The sequence below is a fragment of the Actinoplanes philippinensis genome (genome assembly GCF_900113015.1).
Classification (GTDB): Bacteria; Actinomycetota; Actinomycetes; order Mycobacteriales; family Micromonosporaceae; genus Actinoplanes; species Actinoplanes philippinensis.
This window is the reverse complement of sequence record NZ_FONV01000003.1, coordinates 276,424-292,905: the sequence shown is the minus strand read 5'-3', so window position 1 is coordinate 292,905 and position 16,482 is coordinate 276,424. Positions and strand designations below refer to the sequence as shown.

Annotated in this window: 14 protein-coding genes; 12 read left to right on the top strand and 2 right to left on the bottom strand. The window is 72.0% G+C overall.

Annotation, left to right across the window (positions count from 1 at the left end; translation table 11 throughout):
- The first annotated feature begins 7 nt into the window (after nucleotides 1–7).
- The 3 genes from glgA to BM290_RS08230 all read left to right on the top strand — a co-directional run bounded on the left by glgA (nucleotide 8) and on the right by BM290_RS08230 (nucleotide 3,816).
- Nucleotides 8–1,210, top strand: coding sequence for a glycogen synthase (gene glgA, locus BM290_RS08240; RefSeq protein WP_093611677.1), 1,203 nt, complete (start codon nucleotides 8–10; stop codon nucleotides 1,208–1,210).
- Complete coding sequence (locus BM290_RS08235; protein WP_239143237.1) at nucleotides 1,207–2,823, top strand: glycoside hydrolase family 10-like protein; 1,617 nt, start codon at nucleotides 1,207–1,209, stop codon at nucleotides 2,821–2,823. The genes glgA and BM290_RS08235 overlap by 4 nt, the downstream gene beginning before the upstream one ends.
- Nucleotides 2,824–2,898: 75 nt before the next feature.
- Nucleotides 2,899–3,816, top strand: a complete 918-nt coding sequence (locus tag BM290_RS08230; RefSeq protein WP_143133664.1) for a ribosomal eL19 family protein — start codon at nucleotides 2,899–2,901, stop codon at nucleotides 3,814–3,816.
- Between the two features lie 55 nt (nucleotides 3,817–3,871).
- Here BM290_RS08230 and BM290_RS08225 read toward each other — a convergent pair whose 3' ends face one another.
- A complete protein-coding gene (locus BM290_RS08225; RefSeq protein ID WP_093611673.1) occupies nucleotides 3,872–5,494 on the bottom strand; it encodes an ABC-F family ATP-binding cassette domain-containing protein in 1,623 nt (540 codons plus the stop codon).
- 43 nt (nucleotides 5,495–5,537) lie between these two features.
- On the opposite strand from BM290_RS08225, the gene BM290_RS08220 reads away from it, so the two are divergent.
- Nucleotides 5,538–7,319, top strand: a complete 1,782-nt coding sequence (locus BM290_RS08220; protein ID WP_093611671.1) for a Xaa-Pro dipeptidyl-peptidase — start codon at nucleotides 5,538–5,540, stop codon at nucleotides 7,317–7,319.
- Here BM290_RS08220 and BM290_RS08215 read toward each other — a convergent pair.
- Nucleotides 7,312–8,133: a PhzF family phenazine biosynthesis protein gene (locus BM290_RS08215; protein WP_093611669.1), complete on the bottom strand. Its 822-nt coding sequence runs from the start codon at nucleotides 8,131–8,133 to the stop codon at nucleotides 7,312–7,314. The genes BM290_RS08220 and BM290_RS08215 overlap by 8 nt on opposite strands.
- Nucleotides 8,134–8,246: 113 nt before the next feature.
- Between BM290_RS08215 and BM290_RS08210 the strand changes: the two genes are divergently transcribed.
- The 8 genes from BM290_RS08210 (at nucleotide 8,247) to odhI (ending at nucleotide 16,447) form a co-directional block, all read left to right on the top strand.
- The gene (locus BM290_RS08210) at nucleotides 8,247–9,671 is read left to right on the top strand and encodes a sigma 54-interacting transcriptional regulator (RefSeq protein WP_093611667.1); all 1,425 of its coding nucleotides are present in this window, start codon (nucleotides 8,247–8,249) and stop codon (nucleotides 9,669–9,671) included.
- Nucleotides 9,672–9,872: 201 nt separating this feature from the next.
- Complete coding sequence (locus BM290_RS08205; RefSeq protein WP_093611665.1) at nucleotides 9,873–11,828, top strand: vWA domain-containing protein; 1,956 nt, start codon at nucleotides 9,873–9,875, stop codon at nucleotides 11,826–11,828.
- Nucleotides 11,829–12,123: 295 nt separating this feature from the next.
- On the top strand, nucleotides 12,124–12,726 hold the full coding sequence (gene clsA, locus BM290_RS08200) for a cardiolipin synthase ClsA (RefSeq protein WP_093611663.1): 603 nt from the start codon (nucleotides 12,124–12,126) through the stop codon (nucleotides 12,724–12,726).
- A gap of 77 nt (nucleotides 12,727–12,803) precedes the next feature.
- Nucleotides 12,804–13,736 (top strand): DUF881 domain-containing protein, encoded by a 933-nt coding sequence (locus BM290_RS08195; RefSeq protein WP_093612419.1) that lies wholly within the window; start codon nucleotides 12,804–12,806, stop codon nucleotides 13,734–13,736.
- Nucleotides 13,733–14,065: a small basic family protein gene (locus BM290_RS08190; protein ID WP_093611661.1), complete on the top strand. Its 333-nt coding sequence runs from the start codon at nucleotides 13,733–13,735 to the stop codon at nucleotides 14,063–14,065. Before BM290_RS08195 ends, BM290_RS08190 begins: the two co-directional genes overlap by 4 nt.
- Nucleotides 14,066–14,073: 8 nt before the next feature.
- Nucleotides 14,074–15,393, top strand: a complete 1,320-nt coding sequence (locus BM290_RS08185; RefSeq protein WP_239143238.1) for a DUF881 domain-containing protein — start codon at nucleotides 14,074–14,076, stop codon at nucleotides 15,391–15,393.
- Nucleotides 15,394–15,408: 15 nt separating this feature from the next.
- Complete coding sequence (gene gcvH / locus BM290_RS08180) at nucleotides 15,409–15,789, top strand: glycine cleavage system protein GcvH (RefSeq protein ID WP_093611659.1); 381 nt, start codon at nucleotides 15,409–15,411, stop codon at nucleotides 15,787–15,789.
- A 208-nt stretch (nucleotides 15,790–15,997) separates the two neighbouring features.
- Complete coding sequence (gene odhI / locus BM290_RS08175) at nucleotides 15,998–16,447, top strand: oxoglutarate dehydrogenase inhibitor Odhl (protein WP_093611657.1); 450 nt, start codon at nucleotides 15,998–16,000, stop codon at nucleotides 16,445–16,447.
- Nucleotides 16,448–16,482: the final 35 nt, after the last annotated feature.

Genomic DNA, 16,482 nt, shown 5'->3' with positions numbered 1-16,482 from the left:
GCGAGTCGTGACGGACTCCCGACTGCGCGCCGACCTGATCACCCGTGAGTACCCGCCGGAGGTCTACGGCGGCGCCGGGGTCCACCTCGAGTATCTGGCCCGTGACCTGCGCGGGCTCGCCGACGTGCGGGTGCACTGCTTCGGCGCCCCGCGGGACGAGGCCGGCGTCACGGCGTACCCCGAACCCGCCGAGCTGGCGCGGGCCAACGCCGCGCTGCGCACCATGGGTGTCAACCTGGCGATCGCCGAGGGCTGCGCCGGCGCCGACGTGGTGCACAGCCACACCTGGTATGCGAACTTCGCCGGCCACACGGCGAAACTGCTGCACGGCGTCCCGCACGTGGTGACCACGCACAGCCTCGAGCCGCTGCGCCCGTGGAAGGCGGAACAGCTCGGCGGCGGCTACGCGCTCTCGTCGTTCTGCGAGCGGACCGCCATCGAGAACGCGGACGCGATCATCGCGGTGTCCGGCGGGATGCGGCGTGACGTGCTCCGGGCGTACCCGTCGGTCGACCCGGACCGGATCCACGTCGTCTACAACGGCATCGACACCGAGCTCTACCAGCCGGACCGCGGCACCGAGGTGGTCGACCGGCTCGGCATCGACCGCAACCGGCCGAGCGTCGTCTTCGTCGGCCGGATCACCCGGCAGAAAGGCCTGCCCTACCTGATGCGGGCCTGCCAGGAGCTGCCCGCCGAGGCGCAGATCATCCTGCTGGCCGGCGCGCCCGACACCCCGGAGATCGCCGCCGAGGTCGAGGCGCTCGCCGCCGAGCTGCGGGCCAAGCGTGACCCGCAGGGCGTGATCTGGGTGCAGGAGATGCTGCCGAAGCAGGAGGTCATCCAGGTCCTCACGCACGCCACGGTCTTCGTCTGCCCGTCGATCTACGAGCCGATGGGCATCGTCAACCTGGAGGCGATGGCCTGCGAGACCGCGGTGGTCGCCACCGCGACCGGCGGCATCCCCGAGGTGGTCGCCGACGGCGAGACCGGCCTGCTCGTCGGCATCGAGCAGCTTCAGGACGGTACGGGAACGCCCGTCGACCCGGAGCGTTTCGTCGCCGACCTGGCCGCCACCCTGACCCGGGTCCTCAACGACCCGCAGCTGGCCGAGCGGATGGGCCGGGCCGGCCGTCGCCGCGCCGTGGAGAAGTTCAGCTGGTCGCGGATCGCCGAGGACACCCTCGAGATCTACCGGTCGGTGCTGTGAGTCTGTTGCGCCGGCCACCGGTACGGGTGGCGATGCTGCTGTCGGCGGTCCTGTTCGCGGTGGCGGTGCTCGGGATCGGCCTGTTGCGGGCCGCCTTCTACGAGCCGCCGGCCCGGACCGCCGACACCGTGGCGGTGGCCGACGCACCCACCCCGACCGTGACCGGGCTGTGCGGCACCGTGCCGGTGTCGGCGCCGCGGGAGCTGCGTGGCATGTGGCTCACCACGGTCTACAACATCGACTGGCCCAGCAGGCCGGGGCTGCCGCCGGAGCAGGTCCGCGCCGAGTATCTCCGGTGGCTGGACCTGGCCGTCGCGCAGAACCACAACGCGATCTTCGTGCACGTGCGCCCGAGCGGCGACGCGTTCTGGAAATCCGACTACGCCCCGTGGTCGAACTGGCTGACCGGCCGGCTGGACGGCGCCGATCCGGGCTGGGACCCGATGGCGTTCATGGTCGACGAGGCCCACCAGCGCAACCTGGAGTTCCACGCCTGGTTCAACCCGTACCGGGGCACCCAGTTCGCGCCGGACGGCGCCGGCACCGACCTCACCAAGCTCCCCGCGAACCATCCGCTGGTGGTGCACCCGGAGTGGCGGATCGCGCACCCGTCCGGGCCGAAGGGCCGCTACTACTACGACCCGGGCAACCCGGAGGCCCGCAAGTTCGTCGAGGACGCGATGCTGGAGGCGGTCGCGAGATACGACGTCGACGGCGTCCACTTCGACGACTTCTTCTACCCCTACCCCGGCGACGGCAAGGGTCAGGACTTTCCCGACGACGCGTCGTTCGCGAAGTACGGCGGCGGGAAGAGCCGGGCCGACTGGCGCCGGGACAACGTGAACACCCTGGTCCGCGAGATGAAACAGCGGATCGCCGAGGTCAAGCCGTGGGTCAAGTTCGGGATCAGCCCGTTCGGGATCTGGCGCAACGGCGGCGAGGGCTCGGACACCAGCGGTCTGGAGAGCTACAGCGCCATCTACGCCGACACCCGCACCTGGGTGCGCGAGGGCTGGCTCGACTACATCGTCCCGCAGCTCTACTGGACCATCGGGTTCGACAAGGCCGACTACGCCAAGGTGCTGCCCTGGTGGGCGAAAACGGTCAAGGGCACCGGCGTGCAGCTCTACATCGGGATGGCCGACTACCGGGTCGGTGAGAAGGGGGACTGGAGCGACCCGGCCGAGCTCGACCGGCAGATGGTCCTCAACGACAAGTTCGGCGTGCAGGGCCAGATCCACTACAGCGCCGCGTCGGTCCGCGGCGACAAGCTCGGCGCGGCCAGCCGCTACCGGGCGAAACACTACGCGACGCCGGCGTTCGTCCCGCGGATCGCGCGGCTTCCGGCAGCGCCGCCGGCGGCGCCCCGGATCACCGCGGCGAACAGGTCCGACGGGGGCGCGGTCACCCTGACGGTCGCCGGCGGCGGTGGCACGAGCTGGGCCCTTTATCGTACGCAGAAAGGCGCGGCCGCCCTCGTCGCAACAGGCCGGGCCGGCAGCCCCGTGGCCGACCCGAAGCCACCGGCCGGCCCCGCCACCTACTGCGTCAGCGGCCTCGACCGTTCCGCCAACGAGGGGCCGCTGAGCAGCCCGTTCACGATCGCCGGCTGACGGTCACACGGCACCGGTGGCGTAAATCCAGCATTTCGTTCCGTAGCGCCCTGTTTGCGGCTTTAGCGTGATTTTGTGCCCCGAATCATCGCGCTCATGACCGCCGCCGCGCTGGCCACCGCCGTCACCCCGTCGGCCGCCCACGCGGGCCCGCCCGGCGAACCGGACAGCGGAACCTTCGCCCCGATCACCGCGCCCGTCGCCCCGGCCGGCGTGAATGCCGCCCCGGCCGGCGTGAATGCCGCCCCGGCCGGCGTGAATGCCGCCCCGGCCCGCGTGAGTACCGCCTCGGCCGGTGTGCAGGCCGCCCCGGCCGGCGTGAATGCCGCCCCGGCCCGCGTGAGTACCGCCTCGGCCGGTGTGCAGGCCGCCCCGGCCGGCGTGCGAACGGCTCCCGCTGCCGCCGGGGTCAGCTCGGCGACGGCCGCGAGTGTGCCGCCGCCGGACGACCCGGTCGCCGAGCGCCTCACCGCCGCGCTGCTGGCGGCCGGGGAGGCGCCGGCCGGGTTCACGCCGCAGACGGACGCCGTCGACGACCTGTTCGCGCGGATCCCGGCCGAGATCGCGGCGTGCGGCACCGGCGCCCGGGTGCCCGCCGGGACGGTGTACCGGGAGTACGTGCGTGGCGCCGGTGAGGAGGAGCTGCTGGTCGAGACCCTGGCCGAGCCGGGGGCCGACGCGGCGCGGGCGGCGGTGACGAAGCTCGCCGGGGTGCTGCCCGCCTGCACGTCGTTCACCAGGGCCGCGGGCGAGGTGCCGGCGGACATGGGGTTCGCGCTCAGTGCGTACCCCCTGGCTCCGGCGATCGGTGACGCCTCGGCGGCCGTGAGTTTCGTGATGACCGTGCCCACGCTGAAACTGACGGTGAAGGGCCGCCTCCTGGCGGCCGCCGCCGGGAAGACCTACGTCACCGTCATGCTGATGTCCGAGGCCGACCCGAAGGTCGCCGACCTGGAGGCCGCCGCCCGCGCCGCGGTCGCCAAGGTGGCCTAGGGTCCGTGTCGGCATGCGACCTCGCCTCGCACTCGGCCGCATTCCGAAACGGACCCTAGCCGGTCACCCGCCCTCCGGCGACCTCGAGGCGGCGGTCGGTGGCGACCGCCTCCAGCATCCGCCGGTCGTGGGTGACCAGCAGCAGCGTGCCGGTGTAGGAGGCCAGCGCCGACTCCAGCTGCTCGATGGCCGGCAGGTCCAGGTGGTTGGTCGGCTCGTCGAGGACCAGCAGGTTCACCCCGCGAGCCTGGAGCAGGGCGAGCGCCGCCCGGGTCCGTTCGCCGGGGGAGAGGGTGACGGCCGGGCGCAGCACGTGCGCCGACCGCAGGCCGAATTTCGCCAGCAGCGTGCGCACGTCGGCGTCCGGCCAGTCGGGCACCGCGGCGCCGAACGCCCGGGCCAGCGGCTCGCCGCCGAGGAACAGGCCGCGGGCCTGGTCGACCTCGCCGACCACGACGCCGGGCCCGAGGTGCTGGGCGCCCGCGTCGAGGGGCAGCCGGCCGAGCAGCGCGGCCAGCAGGGTGGACTTGCCGGACCCGTTGGCGCCGGTGATCGCCACCCGGTCGGCCCAGTCGATCTGCAGCGTCACCGGGCCGAGGGTGAAGTCGCCACGGTGGACCACGGCGTCGCGCAGGGTGGCCACCACCGCGCCGGCCCGGGGCGCCGCGGCGATCTCCATCCGCAGCTCCCACTCCTTGCGCGGCTCCTCGACCACCTCCAGGCGCTCGATCATCCGCTCGGTCTGCCGGGCCTTGGCCGCCTGCTTCTCGCTGCTCTCCCCGCGCATCGCCTTGGCGATCTTGTCGTTGTCGGGGGCCTTGCGGCGGGCGTTGCGGACGCCCTTGTCCATCCAGGCGCGCTGCATGCGGGCGCGTTCGAGCAGGTCCTCCTTCTTGTCGGCGTACTCCTCGTACTCCTCGCGGGCGTGCCGGCGTGCCCGGTCGCGTTCCTCCAGATAGGAGGCGTAGCCGCCGCCGAACAGGTTGACCTGGCTCTGGGCCAGGTCGAGCTCGAGCACCTTGGTCACGGTCCGGGTGAGGAACTCGCGGTCGTGGCTGACCAGCACCGCGCCCGCGCGCAGCCCGGACACGAACGCCTCCAGCCGGGCCAGCCCGTCCAGGTCCAGGTCGTTCGTCGGCTCGTCGAGCAGGTAGATGTCGTAGCGGCTGAGCAGCAGCGACGCCATCCCGGCGCGGGCCGCCTGGCCACCGGAGAGCGCGGTCATCGGCAGCTCCAGATCGAAGCCGAGGTCGGACTCGGCGATCCGTTCCTCCAGGTCGGCGCCGCCCAGGTCGAGCCAGCGGTCCAGCGCGGCCGCATACCGGTCGTCGGCGCCGGGCTCGCCGTCGGCGAGGGCGAGGGCCGCCGCGTCCATCGCCTCCTGGGCGGCGGTGACGCCGGTGCGCCGGCCCAGGAAGCCGCGCACGCTCTCGCCGGGGCGGCGCTCCCGCTCCTGCGGGAGATATCCGACGTTGGCGGTGGGCGGGCTCAGCGCGACGCTCCCGCTCTCCAGGGGGATCGACCCGGCGAGGGTACGCAGCAGCGTCGTCTTGCCCGCGCCGTTCACCCCGACCAGCCCGATCACGTCGCCGGGAGCCACGACCAGGTCGAGTCCGGTGAAGAGGGTGCGGTCCCCGTGTCCCGCGGCGAGTTGCCGGGCGATCAGTGTGGCGCTCATCCGCCCATCCTCTGACATTCATACATGACGATATGGTGTGGCGATGCGACTGCTCGCCAGAGGCCTCTGTGTCCTCATGGTCCTCGCCGGGTCGGCGGTCACCGCCGCGACCCCGGCCCACGCCGCGACCGGGACCCAGCCGGTCCACGACTACGCCGCCGCCATCCGGGAGCGGGTCTGGGTGCAGACCCCGGTGGACAGCGACGCCGACGGCCGGCCCGACCGGGTCGCCGTCCGGATCATCCGGCCCGACACCACGGCCAAGGTGCCGGTGATCTTCCAGGCCAGCCCGTACTACGCGGGCCTCAACGACGTCCCGAACCACGACGACATCGACCGCGGCGCCGCCGGCCTCACCGCCGCCGCGACCGCCGACCGGGCCGAGACCATCACCTTCGCCGGCTATCTGGACAACTACTTCGTGCCCCGCGGGTACGCGGTGATCTTCGCCGACAGCCTCGGCAGCGGCGGCTCGGACGGCTGCCCCACCTCCGGTGGGCGCAACGAGACCCTCGGCATGAAGGCCGTGATCGACTGGCTGAACGGGCGCGCGCCCGGCTTCGACGCCGGCGGCGCTCCGGTGCGGGCCGGCTGGACGACCGGGCGGACCGGCATGATCGGCGTCTCCTACAACGGCACCCTGCCCAACGCGGTCGCCGCGACCGGGGTGCGCGGCCTGGAGACGATCGTGCCGATCGCCGCGATCTCCAGCTGGTACGACTACTACCGCGCCAACGGCGGGGTGGTGGCGCCCGGCGGCTTCCAGGGCGAGGACACCGACATCCTGGCCAAGGCCGTCCTCACCCGCGCGGACCCGTCGGTCTGCGCGCCGGTCATGGAAGCGCTCGAACGGGACCAGGACCGGGCGACCGGCGACTACAGCCGCTACTGGGACGAGCGCAACTACCTGCGCGACGCGGACAAGGTGCGGGCCAGCGTGCTGCTGGTGCACGGGCTGCACGACTTCAACGTGCGCACCCTGCACGCCGGGCAGTGGTGGGACGCCCTCGGCCGCAACCACGTGCCCCGCAAGATCTGGCTGCACCAGGCCGGGCACACCGACCCGTTCAACGTCCGCCGCGCCGAGTGGCTGGACACCCTGCACCGGTGGTTCGACCAGTGGCTGTACCGGATCGACACCGGCATCATGCGCGAGCCGGTCGCCGACGTCGAGGTCGCGCCGCACCGGTGGGTGACCTCGCGGTCCTGGCCGCTCCCGGGCCGGCAGACCAGCCTGCGCCTCGGGTCCGGGCCGCGGCAGGCCTTCGTCGACGACACCGCCCGCACCGCCGAGTCGCTGGCCGCCGCCCCGGACGCCGCCGACCCGAACCGGTTCGTGCACCTGACCACGCCGCTGAGCAGGGACGTCCGGCTCTCCGGGACACCGGAGGTCACCGTCCGTGCCGACCTCACCGGTGACTCGCCGTATCTGACGGCGCTGCTCGTCGACTACGGGACGGCCGACCGGTTCGTCCGGGTGCGTACCCTCGCCGAGCAGGACTGCGTCGGGCCCGGCATCGACGGCGACCCCGGCTGTTTCGCCCGGCGCGAGTACGTGACGGAGCCGTCCGGCTACGAGATCGTCACCCGCGGCTGGATCGACGTGCGCAACCGGCTGTCACCGGCGCGGACCACGCCGATCACCGCCGGCAAGGCGTACACGTTCCGGTTCCCGTTGCAGAGCACCGACCACGTGTTCGCGGCCGGGCACCGGATCGGCGTGGTGCTGATCTCCACCGACCGTGACCACACGCTGCGGTACCCGGCCGGCACGGTGGTCGGCGTCCGGCCCGGCTCGTCGTACCTGACGGCGCGTCTCAGCTGACGATCGGGACGGCCGCGCCGCTGACCCGTACCCCCTTGATCTCCGGATCGAGACGGACGGTGATGCGGCTCGGCCGCCCCATGTCGTCACCCTGACGCAGCGTGATCGTCGCATCGTCGGCGGCGAGGCCCAGCTCCCGCAGGTAGCCGCCGAACGCCGCCGCGGCCGCGCCGGTCGCCGGATCCTCGTAGACGCCGCCGACCGGGAACGGGTTGCGCACGTCGAACTCGTCCGCCCCGGCCCGGAACACCAGCTGCACCGTGGTCCAGCCGCGCTCGGTCATCAGCGCCTTCAGGGCGGGCACGTCGTAGTCCAGGCCGGCGAGCCTCGCACGGCTGCGCACGGCGAGAATCGGATGGTACGCCCCACCGAACCCCACCTTCGGCGCAAGAAGCGGGTCAAGGTCACCGGCGTCCCACCCGAGCGCCGCCAGCAGGGCCGTCAGATCGTCCGCCGCCAGGTCGGCGACGTGCGGGTCCACGCTGGTCAGCGTCGCCGTCCCGTCCTCGCCGACGACCACCGGCACGTCACCGGCGTTGGTCTCGAACAGGTGCTCGCCCGGCCCCAGCGCCACCGCCGTCGCCACCGTCGCGTGCCCGCAGAACGGCACCTCGGCGAGCGGGCTGAAGTAACGCACCCGGAAACGGTCGCCGTCACGGGCTGTCACGAACGCCGTCTCGGAATAGCCGATGTCGGCCGCGATCGCCTGCATGGCCGCGTCGTCCAGGGCGCTCGCGTCGAGCACCACACCGGCCGGATTACCTCCTTCCGGATCGTGGGCGAATGCGGCGTACCTCTGAATGTCGGTCGTCATGCCGGGAAGCGTGCCGCGCGGCCGCCGACCGCAACCAGAGCCAATCCCGCGGCCCTGGATGTGTCCGCCCGCACAGTCGTTGTTTGTCACAGGGGAGGGGTAGCGTTCGTGCGGTGACAGAGGCGCCCATCGCGATCACACCCGTTCCGCCCGCCGACCTGCCCCGCACGCTGGGTGAGCTGCGTGCCACCGGCCACGAGTTCCGCACGGTCAAGCAGGAGCTGCGCGACAACCTGCTGGCCCGGCTCGGCTCCGGCGGCCCACGCTTCCCCGGCATCGTCGGTTATGACGACACCGTGCTGCCCGAGGTCGAGCGCGCGCTGCTCGCCGGCCACGACATGGTGCTGCTCGGCGAGCGCGGCCAGGGCAAGACCCGGCTCATCCGCGCGCTCGTCGGCCTGCTCGACGAGTGGACGCCCTACATCGAGGGCTCCGAGCTGCACGAGCATCCGTATCATCCGCTCACCCCGGCCGCCCGCCGCCGTGCCGCCGAGGCCGGTGACCTGCTGCCGATCGCCTGGCTGCACCGCTCCGAGCGGTATGGCGAGAAGCTCGCCACCCCCGACACCAGCGTCGGCGACCTGATCGGCGACGTCGACCCGATCAAGGTGGCCGAGGGCCGCGCGCTCGGCGACCCGGAGACCATCCACTTCGGCCTCGTGCCGCGCACCAACCGGGGCATCTTCGCCGTCAACGAGCTGCCCGACCTCGCCGAGCGCATCCAGGTGTCGCTGCTCAACGTGCTGGAGGAGCGTGACATCCAGGTCCGCGGCTACCAGCTGCGGCTGCCGCTCGACCTGCTGCTCGTCGCGTCCGCCAACCCGGAGGACTACACGAACCGCGGCCGGATCATCACGCCGTTGAAAGACCGGTTCGGCGCCGAGATCCGCACCCACTACCCGATCGACCTGTCCCTGGAGACCGCGCTCATCCAGCAGGAGGCGGCGCTCGTCGCGCAGCTGCCGGACTTCCTGGTGGAGGTGCTGGCGCGGTATACGCGAGGCGTCCGCGAGTCGCCGTCGGTCGACGCCCGCTCCGGCGTGTCCGCCCGGTTCGCGATCGCCGCCGCCGAGACCGTCGCCGCGTCCGCGCTGCGCCGGGCCGGTCTGCGCGGCGAGCGTGAGGCCGTCGCCCGGATCTGCGACACCGTCTCGGTGACCTCCACGCTGCGCGGCAAGGTCGAGTTCGAGAGCGGCGAGGAGGGGCGGGAGACCGAGATCCTCGGCCACCTGCTGCGCGTCGCGACCGCCGAGACGTTCCGGGCCCGCCTCGCCGGCCTCGACCTGTCCGGCTTCACCGACCTGGTCGCCGAGGGCGCCATCATCCAGACCGGCGACCTGGTCAGCGCCGACGAGCTGCTCGCCCAGATCGGCACGGTCCCCGGCCTGGCCAAGGTCCTCGACCGGCTCGGCCTCGGCGACGCCCCCAGCGCGGGGCAGGCGGCCTCGGGCATCGAGTTCGCGCTGGAGGGGTTGCATCTGACGCGGCGCTTGGCAAAGGAGCTGACCGACGACGGCCGCACCATCTACGGGAGCTGATCCGCTGATGCCCACCGTGGTTCCCCCTCGGCCGGCCACACCGGTGGCGGCCTCGGCCGCTTTCCGGGCCGGTGCCGAGCCCGCATTCCCCGCCGTTTGGCGGGCCGGGACCGGCGTTTGGCGGGCCGGGGCCACCCCGGCCTCGGCCGGCGCCGTTCCGGCCACCCCCTCCCTCCCTTCTCTCGCGTCTGGGGTTTCGCGGTGAGCGGCAATGTCTTTCGGTACGGGGCCTGGCGGGACGGACCCGATCCGCTCGCTCCGCCCTACGACGTCCGGGCCGCCGTCGACGAGATGGGGGAGCGGGTCCTCGCGGGTGACAGCCTCCGGGACGCGCTGCGTGACCTGATCCGGCGCGGTCCGCGGGACGGTCGTGGCCTCGACTCGCTGCGTGAGCGGGCCCGTCGGCTGCGGCGTGACGCGCTGCGCCGCGGCAACCTGGACGGGGCGGTGACCCGGGCGCGGCAGATGCTCGACCAGGCGCTGGCGACCGAGCGTGACTCGCTGGCCGCCCGGGACGACGACGGGGCCCGGTTCAACGAGGCGGTCCTCGACAACCTCCCACGATCGGTTTCCCAGGCGGTCTCCGACCTGTCGGATTACGACTGGTCCTCCGCGGAGGCGCGGGAGATCTACCAGCAGATCCTGGCCGGCCTCCGTGAGGAGGTGATCTCCCAGCGCTTCGCCGGCATGAAACAGGCCCTCCAGCAGGGCGACATGACCGAGGTATCGGACATGCTCCAGGATCTGAACGACCTCCTGGCCCGCCACGCCCGCGGCGAGGACACCGGCGACGCCTTCCGCGACTTCATGGACCGGCACGGCCGATTCTTCCCCGACAACCCGCAGAACGTCGACGAGCTGATCGACTCCCTGGCCCGCCAGGCCGCCGCCGCGGAACGCCTGATGCGCTCGCTGAGCCCACAGCAGCGCGAGGAGCTGGAACAGCTGATGGCCCAGGCTCTCGGCGACGGCCCGCTCCGCGACCGGATGGCCGAGCTGACCGACAACCTGCGAGCCCTGCGCCCCGGCCTGAACTGGGGCCGCGGCGAACGCATGCGCGGCCCCGCCGACCTCGGCTACGGCGACGCCACCGCCGCGCTCGGGGAGATCGCCGATCTCGACGAGCTGATCGACCAGCTCGGTCAGGAGCATCCCGGCGCGACCCTCGACGACGTCGACGTCGAGGCCGTCGAACGCCAGCTCGGCCGATCCGCCGCCGACGACCTGCGCCGCCTCCGCGAGCTCGAGCGTGAGCTGCGCCGCCAGGGCTGGGTGCAACGCGACGCCGACGGCCTCACCCTGTCACCGAAGGCGCTGCGCCGCCTCGGCCGGACCGCCCTGTCGGCGATCTTCCGCGACGTCGCCGGCAAACGCGGCCAGCACGACATGCGTGACGCCGGGGCCGCCGGCGACCTGATCGGCTCGTCGCGCCGATGGGAGTTCGGCGACGATCAACCGCTGGACGTGGTCCGCACGATCGGCAACGCGGTCCGCCGCCGGGCCGCGGGTGGCGCCGCCACTCTTCCGGTACGCCTGGAGCCCGACGACTTCGAGGTGGCCGAAACCGAGCGTCGCGTGTCGGCGGCGGTGGCGCTGTGTGTGGACCTGTCCTATTCGATGTATGCCGACGGCCGCTGGGGCCCGATGAAACAGACCGCCCTGGCCCTGTCGCACCTGGTGGCGACCAAGTACCCACAGGACGCCCTGCAGATCATCGGTTTCGGCCGGTATGCGCAGACGCTGTCGCAGGGGGAGCTGGCCGCCATCGAGCCGACCATCGAGAAGGGCACGAACCTCCAGCACGCCCTCAAGCTCGCCGCCCGGCACGTGCGCCGCCATCCCGGAGCGGAGCCGGTGATCCTGGTCGTGACCGACGGCGAGCCCACCTCCCACCTCGAACCGGACGGTGAGGCGGTCTTCTGGTGGCCACCGCTGCCGGAGACGGTCCAGGCCACGATTCACGAGGTGGACCTGCTGACCCGCTTCGGCGCCACCCTGAACGTCTTCATGCTCGGCGAGGACCCCGGCCTGCGGCGTTTCGTCTCCGCCGTGGCGCACCGCAACGGCGGCCGGGTCTTCAGTCCCGACCCGGCAGACCTGGGGCGCTACGTGATCGACGACTACGTCCGCGCCCGCCGGGGCCGCAACACCCACTGATCCCGGCGTCGCCAGCCGTCCCGCCGGCCTCAGCGCGTGCCGCTGACGATTCGTCGCCGGGGCGGCTGCGGTCCAGGAGGAGACATCGATCCAGTCGGGAGGCTAGCCTCCTAGGATGCTCTGGCGGGTGTGGCCCGTGTGACTGCGCGTCAGGCTGTAGGACGCGGCTGGTTATAGTTGCTCGGCGAGCGACCGGAGCACGTACACACCGTCGCCAGGCAGGTCGGCGGTGAGCGGCCCGGGCTCGCGCATTGAGCCGGGCGGGGGCCTCGGCCGAGGGGGAGAGGAAGTCGCGATGTCGCAGCAACCTGCGCCGTCCATCGAGTCCTCCGATCGGATCTGGACCCTGCCCAACGCGATCAGCTTCATCCGGCTGCTGGGCGTGCCGCTCTTCCTGTATCTGCTGCTCGGCGTCGAGAACGATGTCGCCGCTGTGATCGTGCTGATGATTGGCGGCTCGACCGACTGGGTGGACGGCTACATCGCCCGCCGGATGAATTCGGTGAGTCGTCTGGGTGAGCTGCTGGACCCGTTCGCGGACCGGCTCTACATCGTGGCGACGCTGATCGGCTTCACCGTGCGCGAGGTGATCCCGCTGTGGCTGACCGGGGCGTTGCTGCTGCGTGAGGCGGTCCTCGGCGTGGTGCTGCTGATCCTGCGCCGGCACGGGTATGGTCCGCCGCCGGTGCACTACGTCGGCAAGACCGGGACGTTCCTGCTGCTGGCGTCGTTCCCGCTGATCCTGCTGGCGAAGGCGGTGCCGTCGATCGAGTGGTGGGTCGGGCCGGTGGGCTGGGGCCTGTCCTGGTGGGCGCTCGGGCTGTACTGGTGTGCGGCGGCCCTCTACGTGGTTCAGGCGGTGCGTGTGCTGCGCGCCGACCGTGAGGGTTCCTCGTGAGCCGTCCGCTCGGCGACGCCTCGCCGGCCAGGGCCGCGCTGCGGGAGCCGAGTGGCGCCTGGGAGGGGCTCGGCAGCATCGGCGGGCCGCCGGATCCGGACGGTGGTTCGGGCAAGCGGCGGTGGGGCCCGGACTTCTTGACCGAGTTGTTCCAGAACCCCCTGGACCCGGGTTACGCGGACGCGGCGGCGCGGCGGGCGAAGGAGGGCCCCCGGACGGGGGCTCGTCGTCGTGTGGCGGCGGTGTCGGCGGCGCTGACCCTGGCGGTGATCGGGTTCCTGCTGGTGGTGGCCTATCGGCAGACGATGGCGGAGGAGCCGGCGCGGACGCAGGCGCGGGCCGACCTGATCGGCCAGGTGCAGAACCGGCGTGCGGAGACCGAGCGGTTGCAGCGCCGGGCGGACGCGTTGGCCGATGAGGTGGCGGCGCTGCGCGACCGGGAGCTGAGCGGTGAGACGGCGGCGCGGCTGCGGGATCTGGAGGCGGTCACCGGGATGGCGCGGGTGCGTGGTTCCGGGGCGCGGGTGACGGTGGTGGACGGTCCGACGTCGGTGGACGCGGTGACCGGGGAGCGGCGGACCGAGGCGCAGGTCAAGGACACCGATCTGCAGCTGGCGGCGAACGCGTTGTGGGAGGCCGGGGCCGAGGCCATCATGATCAACGGGCAGCGGCTGACGGCGACGTCGCGGATCCGGCAGGCCGGTGAGGCGATTCTGGTGGACATCCGGCCGGTGGGTTCGCCGTACGAGATCGTGGCGATCGGGCCGGACGATCTGGCCGACGATTTCCGCAAGGGGTATGCGGGCCAGTTCTTCGAGACGTTGTCGGCGCGGTTCGGGATCTCGTTCGAGACGGCCGAGGCCGACGACGTGACGCTGGAGGCGGCGACCGAGTTGAAGTTGCGTTCGGCCGAGCCCAGCATCGCGCCCGCTCCGTCGGGTTCCGCGAAGGTGTCGTCCGGTGCGGGGTCGCCCGTGCCGGGTTCGTCAGTGACGGAAGGCGGCCGATGATCGCCGTACTCGCCCTGCTCGTCGGTGTCCTGCTGGGCATCCTGTTCGAACCGTCGGTTCCGCCGGAGCTGGTGCCGTATCTGCCGATCGCGGTGGTGGCGGCGCTGGACGCGGTGTTCGGCGGGGTGCGGGCCAAGTTGGACGGCATTTTCGACGACAAGCAGTTCGTGGTGTCGTTCATCTCGAACGTGCTGGTGTCGGGTCTGATCGTCTACGTCGGTGACCAGCTGGGTGTGGGTGGCCAGTTGTCGACGGGTGTCGTGGTGGTGCTCGGCGTGCGGATCTTCGGTAACGTCGCGGCGATCCGACGGCACCTCTTCCGGGCATAGGACGCGAGATGACCGATCCTGACGGCACACCGGGCGCCTCCCGGCCCCATGACGACGATCTTCCGGGTGGTACGCCAGCAGGCGTCGCGCCGTATGTGGAGGAGGAGCCGACCGTCCCGCTGGCGGCCGGCCGTGTGCTGCCCGTGTTCCCGGACCCGGACGGCCCGACGGTGAACCTGACCGGCCGTGCTCTGGCAGCCCCGGACGGGCCCATGGCAGACGAGGGGCGGACGGCGCCACCCGCCGGCCGTGTCCTGGCAGGTCCGGACGAATCCGCGGCGGGGCATGGGCGGACGGCCCCACCCGCCGGTCATGCCCTGGCAGGTGCGGACGGATCCGCGGCGGGGGACGAGCGGACGGTGTCGCTGACCGGCCGTGGTCCGGCGGATGACCCGGTGGTGGCCGAGCGGGACGGCGCCGGAGCCGCGGAGGGGCTGACGGCTGCGGGGGCTGATCGTGTGCCGGCCGGCGGTCCGGAGGGAGCCGGGGGGAAGGGGAGTGCTTCGGCCGTACCCCCTGGTGATCTTGATCTCGGGGAGTCGGTGGCGGAGCCTCGGACGGGTGAGCCGGGGGAGACGTCGGACACGTCACCCGATCCGTCGATTTCCGGGGCCGCCGAAGGTGATCTTGATCGCCCGCGGATCCGGCGGCCGGCGCCGGCCGGGACGTTGATCTGGGTGCTGCTGGCGTTGCTCGGGTTCACGCTCGTGGTGCAGTTGCGCAGCAACGACGCGGATGACGGGCTGGCCGCGACGCGGCAGGAGGACCTGGTTCGGATCCTGAGTGATCTGGAGTCGGAGGACAGCCGTCTGCTGGCTCAGATCGCGGGGCTGGAGCAGAGTAAACAGCAGCTGAACTCCGAGGTCGGAGGCCGTGAGGCGGCGGTCGCGGAGGCGCAGCGGCGCAGTCAGGACCTGGGGTTGCTGGCCGGCACGGTGGCGGGTCGCGGGCCGGGTCTGGACATCACGTTGAGTGATGTGCGGGCGTCGGACGTGCTGAACACGGTGCAGGAGCTGCGGGGCGCCGGTGGTGAGGTGATGCAGCTCAACGGGGCGAACGGGACGTCGGTGCGGTTGGTAGCGTCGAGTTTCTTCGTGGACGCCTCGGGTGGTGGCATCATCGCCGACGGTGAGGAGCTGGTCGGTCCGTTCCATCTTCTGGTGATCGGGCCGGCGAGCACGATGAGTACGGCGCTGCAGATCCCGGGCGGGGTGGTGGCGTCGGCGAAGAGTGACGGCGGTAGCGTGACCATGGACTCGCGTTCGCTGGTCGAGGTGACCGCGGTGCGGAAGGCGGCAGCCTTGCGATACGCGCGTCCGGTGTCGTGATTAACGGAGGAAGCGTTGATTCCTGAGGATCTGCGGTATACCGCGGAGCACGAGTGGGTCGCCGGTGACGGCAGTGGGCCCGTGCGGGTGGGTATCACCCATTTCGCGCAGGACGCGCTGGGTGACATCGTGTATGTGCAGTTGCCCGATGAGGGCACGGTGGTGCAGGCGGGCGACTCGCTCGGTGAGATCGAGTCGACCAAGAGCGTCTCGGAGATCTACGCGCCGATCTCGGGCACGGTGGTGGCGAAGAACGCGACGCTCACCGATGAGCCGGAGATCATCAACGGCGAGCCGTATGCGGCGGGTTGGCTGGTGGAGATCGCGCCGGACGATCCGGGGTCGGTGGCGGCGCTGCTGGATGCCGCGGCGTACCGGGCTCTCACCGAAAGCTGACGCCGCGGGCATTTCATGCCCGTCCATTCGTTCTTCCGCGAGTCCGGTTGCCCGCGATATTGGTGCTGACTAGGCTCGCGGAGCACACCGATAACTGTTATTCCTTTGAAACCGATAGTCGTGCGTCGGGCCGAAATGGCCCCGGCGGGGCCGCAACGTCGCTGGCTTCGCTGGGAGGCGACGACCAACTGATCCGTGAGGTGGTCCGATGACGCGCCCAGACGACGAGTTCCCCCCGCTCGACGTCACGTCCACGCTGAACCTTGGCGCCCTTGACGAGGTGCTGGAGGGACCCGAGACGGACGTGGTTCCGAGCCGGATGGCCGGCTCGCTCCCCCCGGGGATGGCTCTGCTGGTGGTGCGCCGTGGGCCCAACGCCGGCGCCCGCTTCCTCCTCGATCACGATGTGACGACCAGCGGCCGACACCCGGACAGTGACATCTTCCTCGACGACGTGACGGTGTCGCGTCGCCACGCCGAGTTCCACCGTGACGGCGGGACCTTCACGGTTCGTGACGTCGGCTCCCTGAACGGTACGTATGTGAACCGGGAGAGGGTTGAGGCCGCGACGCTGAGCAATGGCGACGAGGTCCAGATCGGCAAGTTCCGTCTGGTGTTCATCGCCGGTCCGCGGCCGGAGGGCGAGGGCCGGGCGTGACGGCGTCGGGGGCGGCTGCGCGTGATCCGGGGGCC